This window comes from Amphritea atlantica (genome assembly GCF_024347255.1).
In the GTDB taxonomy this organism is placed as follows: domain Bacteria; phylum Pseudomonadota; class Gammaproteobacteria; order Pseudomonadales; family Balneatricaceae; genus Amphritea; species Amphritea atlantica.
Window position 1 is genome coordinate 1,425,377 of sequence record NZ_AP025284.1, and the last position, 13,570, is coordinate 1,438,946.

The following is a 13,570-nucleotide window of genomic DNA, read 5'->3' on the forward strand; positions in this document are numbered from 1 at the left end:
AAAACTTACCTTCTACTTACTCAAAACTGACCTAACAACAGCGCGCACTTATTACGCTACATAGAAACCGTAACGTAATAAGGAATCCTGTATGTCAAAGTCATCTTCAGATCAGTCAAGCAGTCAGAGTCGCAGACGAGCGATTAAATCTATATTGGGGGTTGGCGCTCTGCTTCCCTGTGCCTCGGCATTAGCATTGAAAAGTGGTGCCTCTGCACCGGAGCCGAATAAAAACTTTCATCTCAAGGTGGCGAATTTAGTTAACCGCTCCAGGGCTAATATCGAACGGCTGATCAACTTTACCCTGACCCCGGAGGATCTTCCCTGGACCCAAACGCTGGGACAGTTAACTGCAGGGCAATCTGTTACTTTTCTGTTGAACGGTCGCTGGTGGATTGTTAAAGAGATGGATCTGTGGGTGGAGCCGGGTGTTGCTTTTCATGCACGTATTGATGGTGGCCTCTCATATAATCCGATGAATAATAGCGGCACTATGCTAGCCGACCGCTCCGGTGTTTTAGAGATCGCCCGTTCCGTAGGTGAATTTTCAAATCCACAGGGTGAGTTATTCACGCCCCCTGAGCACTACGTCGCGGCTGAAGGCTTCATCGAGGGAGTGGCGATCGTATGGCAGGACGATCCGCTCCAGGGACTGATACAACTTTCCGCAGCCGGTGATGTAGAAGGCTTGGTAAGTGCCGAAATAAAGCGATTAAGCCATGAAAGCAGCCTGCCGGCGGGTTGGCACTATATGTATATGTTTGGTGATGGGGGGATCTTTACCGGTGATCATGAGGGCCATATAGACTGCAACACTCACAAAGATGTAGGTATTTTACAATATCCCATCGAAATGCCCCTGGAGAAGGGGCTGGGTATTTCCTGGCAGTGGCTGGTTGAACAGCTACCGGCTGATGTAGCCGAAGATGCCGTCTTGAGTCACGATTATCTATCAATTGCAGTTGAGTTTGATGATGGTAAAGACATTACATATATGTGGAGCTCATCGTTACCGGAAGGCAAGGTTTTTCAATGTCCACTGCCGCGCTGGAGCGACATAGAAACCCATGTTGTGCAGCGAAGTGGGGCAACTGAGTTAGGTAAAGAATTGAAAGAGCAGCGGAACCTGTATAGTGATTATCAGCAATTTATTGGAGGTTCGGCCACCCAGATCACCCGAATCTGGTTGATTGCCAACAGCGTGTTCCTTCGTAGCTCGGGTAGATGTAGTTATAGTGATATAGCCTTACACCACGGCTCAACAATCGTCAAAGTGTTGTGACGCTGGTTATTTCTCCTGTGTTAACTAATTGAAAGAAAAGGATATTCGCCCCTTTTGAAGGGGCATTATTTTCTGCTGAAGCGATGGATGGTTAAATGAAAGGCCGTCGCTCGTTGCTCGAAAAAGCGGGAATTATGGCCTTCTGTGTTTTGTGGGAGCGACGCCCTCGTCGCGATTGGGGTTACTGCCAAACTTCTTATTGAAAAGACTCACCCTCACGACCCCTGCAATAAACTATTGCGCTCGTTCCCATGCTCCGGCGTGGGAATGCATACCCTGATACCACGCCGGTGATACTTTTTGATCCGCTGTGCATTCTGCGCCAGAACGACTTTGCGCTCGTTCCCATGCTCCGGCGTGGGAACGCATACCCTGATACCACGGCCGATGATACTTTTTGATCCCCTGTGTTTTCTACGCCAGAACGACTTTCAGAAATCAAAGGTTAACCACAGAGAACACAGAGAAAGGGCGATCTTTTATCTCTATCTTTCCTCCTCGGCTTTGCCTTTCGACCAGCCCCACTTAGCCCATCTCTAAAATCCCACACCTGATCATCTCAAGAGGCAGTACTCGCCCTAACCCCACTGCTCTCACAAGCCGCACAATCTCTCACCAGGGGGCGGAATAGGGCAGACCCTAAAATGAGTATCTTCCCCAAAATATACAGTATATTTTGTTCAACGCAGCCACTATGCTTATTTCCTCATTAGAGAATCAGGTGTTTAGCAGCTGTGGCATTTCGTAAAACATTTACGCTTGGTAAAGATCAAATAGCAGCCAATGGTTCTTCAATGATTACAGACACATTTCAACGCTGAAATAATTCTTTGCCGTAAGAGGTTCTTAAAGAACACATGATGCTCTTGTCAGATGTAAATCACTACCGTCGATCAGTATTGAGTGTCCTGCTCAGCATTTCTATCCCCTCCGCAGCTTTTTTTGCATATTTTAACTGGACAGTAGATCTCAAGCTCTATGCATTGATTCAGGTAACGATGACAGTTTTCTGGTGCTGTTTATTATTAATTGCTAAAAAAACACCTAACCTGCATAGATGGTCACTTATTTATCTGTGTACCTTTTTTAGCTTAGTTCTGCTTGGTATTTGGGTTTCCAGTTTTCGTTCAGGCCTGTTTTCCTGGATTTATATTTTCCCAGTGATCTCCTATCTTCTGTTGGGCCGCAAAACAGCTATGTGGATAACATCAGTCTTTCTACTGGTGGGGTTAAGCATTCTTGGGTGGCGCAACTGGCAACCAGTCCCGGAGGCTCATTGGATTGCATTGGTTAATATTGGACTATGCTCTACAGCAATATGGGCTGCAGCCCATGTATACGAGTCAGGACGTGAAGTCATTGTTGATCACTTAAATATCATGGCCGCAAAAGACCCTCTGACAGGTCTGATGAATGTGCGTTCGCTGACTGAAATACTTACTAATGAGTTGAGTCGCTCAAAGCGATCTTCCGAACCACTGACCTATGTATTTATCGATATAAATGATTTCAAGCTAATCAATGACACCCTTGGTCATCAACAAGGAGATCAAATCCTGATCGCTGTAGCCGACGCAATTAAGAGTCTTACGCGATTAGAAGATCATGCTTTTCGTTATGGTGGTGATGAGTTCGGTATCATTTTCGCTAACTGCACAGAAGCTCAGGCAAAGAATACCTTTGGCGTGCGTATCGCCGATCGGCTTAGGAAGTATGATAAAAACCTTTCTATTAGTCTTGGCTATGCACAGGCCTCTGCAGGCGAAAATATTTCAGCTGAAGGGTTAATCCAGCAGGCTGATAAGAATATGTATGTTGCAAAACACAAGTACAAAGAAGTAAGAAAAAACTCAGGCATTCAGGACATTGCCAATAATCCAGCGTACATGTAATCAGTCGTATGAATATACTGTTCAGTCATTGATAGATACTGCTTATCTTCGCTTTGGGCGCATCAACGTCACATCAATGCAAGACTGGGTAACCTGCAAATGGCACCTATGGATGCTGCTCTAATGATAGGGATTGAGTTGTTAGAAAAAGCGAAGCCGTTGTTCGTGGCTTGTTGCTCGAAAAAGCGGGAATTATGGCCTTCTGTGTTTTGTGGGAGACGGCGACCCCGTCTCGATTGGGGTTACTGTCAAACTTCTTATTGAAAAGACTCGCCCACACGCCCCCTGCAATTAATCAACTCACTGTAGGAGCCCTTGCGCTCGTTCCCATGCTCCGGCATGGGAATGCATACCCTGATACCACGGCCGATGATACTTTTTGATCCCCTGCGTTTTATGCGCTAGAACGACTTTCAGAGATCAAAGGTTAACCACAGAGAACACTGAGGTCACAGAGAAAGGGCCTCATTTATAGTCTTTAATCTTCTCGTTACTCGCTGTGGATAATCCCAGTATTTTTATATAAACAGTCAATTGGGATAACTCAGAAAGAGTGGTACGCTTTGCCACTGGCATAACCCTTTAAAGTGGTGCAGAATCAGGCAAATAAGGATATCAACAGGTGAGACTATGTGCCGGTTGAAAGTGCCAAAACGCGCATGCGCATTTTCAGGGATGAAAAACGATGTGCTTCAGAACTACCCTTTCAGTTCAAATAGATATAGCTTCTCATTTTACAGTCTGGCGGTGTCAAAGCGCGAAGGCACGCAACTCTAATGTTAGGTGGTAAGCAATGATTACTCACAATATGTATGTTATTGCCGTTCGGGATTTATCTGCGGCAGCCTCGTATTATCAAGATGTGCTTGGATTCACTATTCGAGAAATCGGAGATGATGGGTGGCGTATGTTTGAACGCGATGGATGCCGAATAATGGCAGGAGATTGCCCAGATTCGATTCCGGCAAGTGAATTGGGGGATCATTCCTATTTTGCGTACCTTATAGTTGATAGCGCAGATCAGCATTTCGCGGAGATTTCCAGTAAAGGTGCCGAAGTAATAAAAGCTCTAAAAAGTGAACCCTGGGGCATGAGGGAGTTCGGAATTTGTACGAATGACGGACACCGAATAATGTTTGGTGAGAAGATTGATAATTAATATATCAAAACTACCGCCTAACAATCACATGCAGCTTGACTCAGCAAAGCTGCACCGCCGATGTGTGGCATTATGTAAGTAGGAGAGTTCAATGGATCGGGTCGTTAAAGATCGCTTCGATAAATATCCAGAAAGTGCACGTGCCAGGTTAGAGGAAGTGAGAAATCTTGTCTTTAAAGTCGCTGCTGAGTTGGAGTTGGGTGAAGTCGAAGAATCTCTTAAATGGGGTGAACCAAGCTACAGTGTCAAAACAGGAACCCCGCTCAGAATGGACTGGAAACTGAAGTCTCCCAATCATTACTTTCTCTTCTTCAATTGCAAAACTAAGTTAGTCGATACATTCCGGGAACTGTATGGTGAAGTGCTAGAGTTTCAGGGAAACAGAGCAATAGTGTTTTCATTATCAGAGCCACTGCCAGAAGGAATCATAAAGCACTGCTTAGAGTTGGCTTTAACGTATCAACAGCGTAAACATTTACCGCTTCTTGGTGCCTGAAAAATTCACATTACAAAGCGTTTAAGAGAGATTCTCAACGCCTGGCATTTTTAGTTTGAATCGACTTTAGTGTTTGCGGCACAATGGTTTAGGCAGGGTGGTAGCGTTGCTCCCCCCTGAACTCTGTGTTATTTGAAAACGAGGATTAGGCTTCCAAGATGGCGATCAGTGAGTTTGAAACTAAGCGATGTGAGAAGGAGTTGGAGAAATTTCTTGATGATCATCGGCCTCCACCCCATATTCGGAATGAGGTTGATCTCGCTTATCGCATTGAAAATCAAAGTGTCGAGATATTCGAAATTAGATCTGGATGGGATAATCCAAACGAGAAAATCGAAATTCCCATTGCGAAAGCAACCTACGTGAAAAAGAACGGCATTTGGAAGATCTTCTGGCAGCGCCAGGATCTTAAATGGCATAGCTACACGCCAATGCCAACTGTGAAGTATTTCGAAGAATTCTTAGCAGTTGTGGGTGAAGACGCAAACAGCTGCTTCTTCGGATAAGATAACAATCACAAGCATTGCGATCATTTTTCGTGCCGCCAACCCCGTGATTCACTGCGCGACTCTATCATGGTTTAGTTCTACTTCAATTGGCTTTTATTGCAAGCTTCAGACTGTCGGATAACTCCAGCAGCCGCTATGTAGATAGTCTTAAAAAAGGGGCAGTTTTATTTTGATCTGAAAATATGATTCAGACTCAGTACAAAAAACAGAACCTGACGTTCTTGTAATTCAGAGCACTCAATACCCGCAGTGTGTTTGCAAAGACCCTCAACCTAACGATGGACTTTTTGAGATTGAATAGCGAGTAGTGCTGATGTAGCATGTAATTTATTAGTTTGCTGATGTTACGGTAGCCAGCCATGAAACATGAAAAGAAAAAAGTAACCCAAAAAATGATATACAGGGCCGTGGCTAGCTCTACCGCTATCGAAACAAGGGAGTCTGTGGATTCGATAGAGCAAAAGCTGCAAGCAAACAAGAGTAAGTATCGCTCACTGTCTTTAGCTGTCTAGAATATCACTAACTAACCGCTCCATATGCTGGTATTCGTGTGACACGCCTGCCTGGATAGATGCTACGTAAAATTCTTTATGTTTATCCCAAAGGCTATAATCTAATAACCCAATTCCCGCTTTGTTGCACATGCAATCCATCAGTAATCGACTTATGCGCCCGTTCCCCTCACGAAAAGGGTGTATCAGGATAAATTCGATATGGCTGCGTGCCAGGTAGCGGATTAGTTCTTCTTTATCCATGTATGGCAGATTTTGGAATTGGGATAAATAGTCTGTTTCAAATTTGTTTATGCATCTGCGAATCTGAAGTGGTGAAGTAAACTGGAATCCGGCTTTTCCCATATCGACATTCCTTATTTTCCCTGCCCACTCATAGACGTTACCAAGCCATTGTCTATGCCAGGTTGAAATGTCTTCAAAAGAACAGCTGTCAGGTTCAAGAGTGTTAGCGGTGAAAATTTTTTCATAGAGCTTGGTTAACAGTATTGCTTCAATATCATTCATCTCTGAAGGATTTGTGATGCCGAGCGAATTTGCCAACACGGTGCCGTTTGAACCATTCTGGTATCGGGTTTCAGACGAATCGATCTCATATCTGGTCATAGGTTAATGAAACCCCTTAGCGTTAGTATTGCCAGCTTAAAAGCACATACCAAACAATTCAATCACGATTGTTTGTTATATTCGGGATAGTGACAAAATAAAGAGGTAGATTCCTTTTATGCGCAAGAGTAACCGTAATCCATCGGCGATAAAATTATATGGGTTATGAATCATGAATTCTTCCTCCGTGCCCTCTGTGGTGAATGAAATTAAAAGGGCCGGAGAGTCATCGATTTCACCACCCCTTCTTAATAGCACAGAAACCTGCTCCATCACTCTTCCTGTTAAGCAGGCTTTCCGAGATAACGAGCAAGCTGGGAACCGGCGTTTGAACCACGAGCTGCGCAGGTCTTTTTCTAGCAAGCGGCGAAGCCGCATCTGGCAAGGAGCGAAGCGACGTCTAACTACTGAAGTTAATAGCTGCGAAGCGACGTCTAGCGACTCAAGTCTTTACCTGCTTCTCCAGAAATTTTGGTATTCCCGACTAGCCAGCCCGCTCATATACCGCTAATATTTCCCCTACGTCCCTGAACACAGGGTCGGCGTCGCTCGGACGGTTCCGGGCGCTTACGTTAATAGAGGTTACTATGGCCGATAATTCTGGCACACCCCCCGTACGTCATTTTTCCCGTATCGATCGCTTGCCCCCGTACGTTTTTAATATCACCGCTGAGCTGAAGATGGCGGCGCGCCGTCGTGGCGAGGATATTATCGATTTCAGTATGGGCAACCCCGATGGCCCCACACCACCGCATATTGTTGAGAAGCTCTGCACCGTCGCGCAGCGCGATGATACCCATGGTTACTCCACGTCTCGGGGTATTCCACGCCTTCGACGGGCGATCTCCCGCTGGTATCAGGACCGTTATGATGTTGATATCGATCCTGAAGAGGAGGCGATTGTTACCATTGGTTCAAAGGAGGGGCTGGCGCATCTGATGCTGGCGACGGTGGATCATGGTGATACCGTGCTGGTGCCCAATCCGAGTTACCCGATCCATATCTACGGTGCGGTGATTGCCGGTGCCCAGGTGCGCTCGATACCGCTGATTCCCGGCGTCGACTTTTTCGTGGAACTGGAACGGGCGATCCGTGAATCGATTCCGAAACCGAAGATGATGATTCTTGGTTTTCCGTCCAATCCCACTGCACAATGTGTTGAACTGGATTTCTTTGAACGTGTGGTCGCCCTGGCCAAAGAGCACGATATCATCGTGGTGCATGATCTTGCTTATGCCGACATTGTCTATGATGGCTGGAAAGCCCCTTCGATTATGCAGGTGCCGGGTGCCAAGGATGTCGCGGTGGAGTTCTTCACCCTGTCCAAGAGCTACAATATGGCGGGCTGGCGTATCGGCTTTATGGTGGGTAATAAAGAGCTGGTGCATGCGCTGGCGAGAATCAAAAGCTATCACGATTACGGCACCTTCACGCCGCTGCAGGTCGCGGCAATTGCGGCGCTGGAAGGGGATCAGCAGTGCGTATTGGATATTGCTGAGCAGTATCGGCAACGGCGTAATGCGCTGGCAAAAGGGCTGCATGAAGCAGGCTGGATGGTAGATATCCCTAAAGCATCGATGTATATCTGGGCTAAAATCCCTGAACCTTATCAGGCGATGGGCTCACTGGAGTTCGCCAAGAAACTGCTCTCTGACGCTAAAGTATGCGTCTCTCCGGGCGTGGGTTTTGGCGATTACGGTGATGGTTTCGTTCGCTTTGCCCTGATCGAGAATCAGGACCGTATCCGTCAGGCGGTGCGTGGTATTAAGGCGATGTTCCGCAAAGATGGCCTGATTGAGATGCCGGAAAAACGCCGCTAAGCATAAGGAAAAAACGGGACAGATTTATTGTGCTTATAAAAATGAATCTTTACCCGCGTTTTCCTCTCTGTCCTCCGTGTTCTCTGTGGATAATCCTTAAAAAACTTACCACAGAGGGCACTGAGTACACGGAGAAAGGATAAAGAAAAGGCTCGGGAGAAGAAGGTTAAGGATAGATATATTCGATTTATAAGCGAGCCTCTTTCTCCGCTTTTCCCTCAGTGCTTTCTGTGTCCTTAGCATGCCCTTTGGCTACTGCAGTAAAAACGCTCGATTTTTATAAAAAGTAGGTTCAATCAGGGGAACGCCATGGGAAAACCGATTCGATATATACTGGCGACTCTGTCCGCATTCATGATTATGGCGGTTGGCTATCTGTGGCTGACCTTTGCCAGCCCCTTTGGCTATAATCCGCCTGACAATCTGCCTGTTATTGAGGAGCACGCGACCTATCCCGTATTTGTCTATGGAACCCTCACCAAACCCTGGGTTCGCTGGCTGGTGATGGGGCGTAGCGGCGATGTTGAGCTGGCTGAGTTACCGGGTTTTCGTAAGGATAAGCTTGATATTCAGGTGGATAACGGGGCGGTTATCAAGGGACAGCTGATCATGGTGAATGCCAATGAGTTCAGAGCGCTGGATCGCTATGAACGCCTGGGTGTTCGCTACGAGAGGGTGGAAGTGACGCTGCAGGATGGTCGGTCAGCCTGGGTGTACCGTCTGCTGAAAAAAGAATGAATCCGTTCCCGTTTATCTTTCCTCAGTTCTTTCCTCAGTGTCCTCAGTGCCCTCTGTGGTTAAACCGCTTTTGTTTTTTAAAAACTCTCACAGCGAAACTAACCAATATTTTCCATTACCGCATCAGGCAAGTATGATGTTTGCCTGCCTCCATTTCACATCAGATATCAGGACTAACCCGCCATGCCGCCATTATTTGAAGAGATTGATAGCCAGAGCTCGCCATTAGGGCAGATCTCATTACGCAAACGGCGGATGCCTGCTTTTGGTGACCGGGATATCTACGAAGTGAAACTCGGTGAAGAGTTTCTCATGTCGAGTATGTTTGTCGAGGCGGAAGAGGCACTCTCGACATTGGGGTTAGCGGCAGTGCAGGGTGATGACCTTAGTGTTGTGGTCGGTGGACTGGGGCTGGGTTATACCGCTGTGGCTGCTCTGAAGGATGAGCGCATTGCAGAGCTGCTGGTGGTTGATGCGATTGAGACTGTGATCGGCTGGCACCGGAAAGAGCAGGTGCCGCTGGGGAAAATACTGAATGAAGATACTCGTAATCGCTATGTGCTGGGTAGCTTCTTCGATCTGGCGACAGACCCTGAGCAGGGGTTTGACCCGGACAGTGCTGGTAAACAGTTTGATGCCATTCTGCTGGATATCGATCATTCGCCTACGGAATACCTTAACTCTGCCAATGCCAGCTTTTATACCACTGAAAATCTGGCACTGATGGCGCAACAGCTGAATCCCGGTGGTGTGTTTGCCATGTGGTCACAGAATCTGCCTGAAGCGCAGTTTGAAGCGTTGCTGAACACAGTTTTTGCACAAGTGACATCCCATGTGGTCTCTTTCTATAATCCGTTTCAGGGCGGCGAATCGACTAACTCTGTGTATGTGTGTGTGAAGCCATAGCGCATTCAGTAGGCTTGCGGTTTTCGCAACCCCATACTTATCATCATTAAGGAATAATTATGATCGTTGTCTATGGAATTAAAGAGCGCTTAAATCCGCTAAAAGCTCAGCTATCCGATGTGATTCATGGTTGTATGCAAGCGGTGCTGGGTATGCCTGAAGATAAGCGTGCCCACCGTTTTGTGCCGATGGATAAAGAGGACTTCTATTATCCGGGTGGCCGATCTGACGCCTATACGGTGATTGAGATTAATATGATGGCGGGTCGTAAACCGGAAACGCAAAAGGCGCTGATCAAGGCCCTGTTTCATGAGATCGAGGGGCAGCTGTCTATCTCCCCGGTGGATGTTGAGATTACCATTAAGGAGCAGGCTCCTTATCAGTGGGGCTTCAGAGGGATAACTGGCGATGAAGCCAGGGATCTGAACTACAAAGTTAATGTGTAAGAAACGGTAGAGCTGTGTTGATCACACAATTCTCAGACAGAGCTCTAAGACCGGGTTAGAGAGCTTATATAGAATGGAGGCAGACAATTGAGCTATCACAATAAAGATCTTTGTAAAGTCAGAACGATCACCACTTTTCTGTCTTTGACGGGTGATATAGAGAGCTGGAAGGACGAGATCGATAAAGCCTCCCGGTTTTGTCTGCGATTATCACAAGAATTTATCGATAATGGCTATACTGTTCAGTCGATTCGCATTGTGACAAACCCCTTCGGTGAGTATCTGAATACCGCCAGTCTTGACAGTGCCAGAGCTGATCTGGCGTTTCTGAGTGAGCTGTTGAACGCGTCTGACCTGTCCGGGTTGCGCATCCGCTTTGCCATCGGTGAGGCTAAAACGGCACATGAAATATCGCTTTTACCCGAGTTAATTCAGGCGTTTGGTGATCTGTGCAATGTGTGTGTCAATGTCGGTCTGGATGAATATGGCTTTCTTGATAACGAATTGATCCACCATGCGGTAAAGGCGGTTAAAAGGATCAGCGCTATCACCCCGCGGGGTGAGGGGAACTTTAACTTCACCGTTAATTTTAACTGTGAGCCGCTTATTCCCTATTTTCCCGCCAGCTATCATCGCAAAGCGTCAGGTAACCGCTTTGTTATCGGCCTTGAAACACCGGACCTGTTGGTTGATGTGCTGCAGACCTATAACCAGAAAGCCAACGCTGAAAACCATAATGACCTGTTTCAAGGGTATTATCAGGTGATGCGTAACGCACTACAGCACCATATCAGCCATATTCAAACGATTATCAGCCGTGCTGAATTTGATATGCCATTTGAATTTGCGGGCTTTGACAGCTCTGCCGCCCCGTCTAAAAACTGTGCGAGTATGACGGCTGTCTATGAACAGATGGGAGTGGAATACTTTGGTGCTGCGGGCACCGTTGAGGCGTCAGCGTTGTTGACCCGGGTTTTCAAATCGATTGAGGGGGTCGATCTGGTCGGCTTTTCCGGCCTGATGCTGGCGCTGACAGAAGATACCGGCCTGGCGCAGGGCAGTATCGAGGCAAATTTTGATATCCGTTCGTTGTTAACCTATAGCGCTGTGTGCGGTATTGGGCTGGATACCGTACCGATCCCTGGAGACACCCCAGCAGACAAGATTGCGGCGCTGATGAGAGATACCGGGACTATGGCATACCGTTTGAATAAACCATTAACCGTGCGTGTGTTTCCCGTTCCCGGCCTGGACGCGGGCGATATCACGGCTTTTGAAAGTGATGATCTTTGCAATTGCGCGGTGTTGGCTGTTCCATAAACATCATGCCAGCGACACTGGACGGGCTGCTGAACGACTCAGGCCTGTATAGCCAGACTGAGTCAAGGGGGAGAGCCTTTTCAAGCGGCTGAGTAACCGCTTCCCTGTTAATGATGGCTAAGCTGAATTACCCTTCAGCCTGGTTATCCTTTAAGCCGGTATATGCAGAGAGTTCGTTGTCTGAGATAGCTGAATATTCGGTTGTGGATTCTGACTGAGCCCGGTGTTCTTCTGTCTGGCTTTCGGTGCGGCTACTGTCCTGCGCCATAGCGCTGGTGCCTGTGAATGCCAGCGCGCTGGCAGCAAGAAATGATGCGATATACTTATTCATAATCTTCTCCTTATTATTAGACAACCACTGTTTTATAACGTTTAAGCAGGGGACTGTTCAATTCACTTTACGTTACTTTACTTTAGGTTGAAGCGGTAAAGAGGCGTCTATCAGATCGGTGGCGATTTACTCCTCTGCACTCTTCGGTCGTGCTTTATCTCAGAGCTACTGTGGTAACTGATGGTCTTTCACGATCTCTCACTGAGACACCGGTAATGCGCGAACGTTCATAGAGCTAATCAGACTTTCTGACCTGTTTATAACCACAGCGGTGCGGAAACATTATTTGATACTTTTTTGAGCGGATCTAATCTAAGGTGACACTGTTATCGGTTCTCAGCCGCATGAATTCAGTCAGGATCATGAGTGAGCCAATACAACGACATTTTAACCAGGGCTCAAGCTGGGCCCAACCTGCGGCGGGCGGCAATCCGGTCAGTGCTGTAGCAATTTCAGAAGGCGAAACTATGCAGATTTTTCAATGCGGACACTGTGAGCACGTCATACTGTTTGAGAGTGTCAGGTGCGAACGCTGTCAATATGAGGTTGCCTTTGAGCCTAAGTTATTACGCTTTATTACCGTCTGTGAGCATAACGGCAACTTAATCGAGGTGAATAAACCGCAGGGGCTCACCTGGAAATATTGTAAAAACAAGCAGCAGCAGGCGTGCAACTGGCTGGTCGACAGTGACTCAGCCAGTGGTTTGTGTATCTCCTGTGAACTGAACCGGTATATTCCGAATATTGGTACGATTGAAAATCTCGATGGCTGGCGTGCTCTGCAGTCTGCCAAACACCGGCTGGTCTACAGTTTATTGAAACATCAGTTACCGGTTGACCGTAAGCAGTCTCCTCAGGACTCGGGCATCTCGTTTGACTTTATCAACACCCGGCAGGTTGTGCCGAAAGATGCGCACACCATGACGGGTCATGCCGGTGGCAAAATCACGATAACAATGAATGAGGCTAACTCAGTCCAGCGTGAGCAGGCCCGCATTGATATGCATGAGCAATATCGAACCCTGCTGGGGCATCTGCGTCATGAGGTGGGTCATTATTACTGGGACGTACTGATTCGGGATAACCCTCGCTGGCTGGAGCGCTATCGAACAGCGTTTGGTGACGAGCGGAAAAATTATGCTCAGGCGCTACAGCGTTACTATGATAACGGCCCTGTGCCCGACTGGAATCAGTATTATGTTACTGAGTATGCTTCGTCCCACCCCTGGGAGGACTGGGCCGAAACCTGGTCTCACTATCTGCATCTTACCGATATTATGGAAACGGCCACGGCGCTAAGGGTATCGGTTAACCCTTATTATGCTGAGAAAAATCAGGGCTTAGCGATGACTGCAGATATTGACCCTTACGGCCAGGTCGATTTTGATGCCTTTATGTCCAAAGCTCTGGCGGTGATTTTTGCAACCAACTGCCTGAATCGCAGTATGGGGCAGCCTGATCTCTACCCCTTCGTGCTGATGCCTCGTGTGAAAGAGAAACTGCGCTTTATCCATGAACTGCTGAAAGAGCGGATCTGAGCGCTCTGTTACAAC

At 47.3% G+C, this 13,570-nt stretch carries 13 protein-coding genes; 11 read left to right on the forward strand and 2 right to left on the reverse strand.

Features of this window, described 5'->3' with window-relative positions:
• Nucleotides 1–91: 91 nt before the first annotated feature.
• From OCU43_RS06505 to OCU43_RS06525, 5 genes are all read left to right on the forward strand, one after another.
• On the forward strand, nucleotides 92–1,282 hold the full coding sequence (locus OCU43_RS06505; RefSeq protein ID WP_091352476.1) for a DUF3047 domain-containing protein: 1,191 nt from the start codon (nucleotides 92–94) through the stop codon (nucleotides 1,280–1,282).
• 857 nt (nucleotides 1,283–2,139) lie between these two features.
• Nucleotides 2,140–3,174, forward strand: a complete 1,035-nt coding sequence (locus OCU43_RS06510) for a GGDEF domain-containing protein (protein WP_091352479.1) — start codon at nucleotides 2,140–2,142, stop codon at nucleotides 3,172–3,174.
• Nucleotides 3,175–3,967: 793 nt separating this feature from the next.
• On the forward strand, nucleotides 3,968–4,333 hold the full coding sequence (locus tag OCU43_RS06515; RefSeq protein ID WP_091352482.1) for a VOC family protein: 366 nt from the start codon (nucleotides 3,968–3,970) through the stop codon (nucleotides 4,331–4,333).
• A 91-nt stretch (nucleotides 4,334–4,424) separates the two neighbouring features.
• Entirely contained in the window at nucleotides 4,425–4,829 is a 405-nt protein-coding gene (locus OCU43_RS06520) for a DUF1801 domain-containing protein (RefSeq protein WP_091352484.1), read from the forward strand.
• A gap of 158 nt (nucleotides 4,830–4,987) precedes the next feature.
• Complete coding sequence (locus tag OCU43_RS06525) at nucleotides 4,988–5,335, forward strand: DUF3024 domain-containing protein (RefSeq protein WP_091352487.1); 348 nt, start codon at nucleotides 4,988–4,990, stop codon at nucleotides 5,333–5,335.
• A 503-nt stretch (nucleotides 5,336–5,838) separates the two neighbouring features.
• On the opposite strand, the gene OCU43_RS06530 is transcribed toward OCU43_RS06525, so the two are convergent.
• Nucleotides 5,839–6,456 (reverse strand): Fic/DOC family protein, encoded by a 618-nt coding sequence (locus tag OCU43_RS06530; protein WP_091352490.1) that lies wholly within the window; start codon nucleotides 6,454–6,456, stop codon nucleotides 5,839–5,841.
• A gap of 587 nt (nucleotides 6,457–7,043) precedes the next feature.
• Here OCU43_RS06530 and alaC point away from each other — a divergent pair.
• The 5 genes from alaC to OCU43_RS06555 all read left to right on the forward strand — a co-directional run bounded on the left by alaC (nucleotide 7,044) and on the right by OCU43_RS06555 (nucleotide 11,686).
• Nucleotides 7,044–8,276, forward strand: coding sequence for an alanine transaminase (gene alaC, locus OCU43_RS06535; RefSeq protein ID WP_091352496.1), 1,233 nt, complete (start codon nucleotides 7,044–7,046; stop codon nucleotides 8,274–8,276).
• A 309-nt stretch (nucleotides 8,277–8,585) separates the two neighbouring features.
• Nucleotides 8,586–9,014 carry a gamma-glutamylcyclotransferase family protein gene (locus OCU43_RS06540; protein ID WP_245756469.1) on the forward strand — a complete coding sequence of 143 codons (429 nt, stop codon included), beginning with the start codon at nucleotides 8,586–8,588 and terminating at the stop codon, nucleotides 9,012–9,014.
• 183 nt (nucleotides 9,015–9,197) lie between these two features.
• Complete coding sequence (locus OCU43_RS06545) at nucleotides 9,198–9,920, forward strand: polyamine aminopropyltransferase (protein ID WP_091352499.1); 723 nt, start codon at nucleotides 9,198–9,200, stop codon at nucleotides 9,918–9,920.
• Nucleotides 9,921–9,979: 59 nt separating this feature from the next.
• Entirely contained in the window at nucleotides 9,980–10,366 is a 387-nt protein-coding gene (locus tag OCU43_RS06550; protein ID WP_091352502.1) for a tautomerase family protein, read from the forward strand.
• A gap of 87 nt (nucleotides 10,367–10,453) precedes the next feature.
• On the forward strand, nucleotides 10,454–11,686 hold the full coding sequence (locus OCU43_RS06555) for a DUF711 family protein (RefSeq protein ID WP_091352508.1): 1,233 nt from the start codon (nucleotides 10,454–10,456) through the stop codon (nucleotides 11,684–11,686).
• A 127-nt stretch (nucleotides 11,687–11,813) separates the two neighbouring features.
• Here OCU43_RS06555 and OCU43_RS06560 read toward each other — a convergent pair whose 3' ends face one another.
• Complete coding sequence (locus OCU43_RS06560) at nucleotides 11,814–12,017, reverse strand: hypothetical protein (RefSeq protein WP_091352511.1); 204 nt, start codon at nucleotides 12,015–12,017, stop codon at nucleotides 11,814–11,816.
• 467 nt (nucleotides 12,018–12,484) lie between these two features.
• Between OCU43_RS06560 and OCU43_RS06565 the strand changes: the two genes are divergently transcribed.
• On the forward strand, nucleotides 12,485–13,555 hold the full coding sequence (locus OCU43_RS06565; RefSeq protein WP_175483411.1) for a zinc-binding metallopeptidase family protein: 1,071 nt from the start codon (nucleotides 12,485–12,487) through the stop codon (nucleotides 13,553–13,555).
• Nucleotides 13,556–13,570 lie beyond the last annotated feature (15 nt).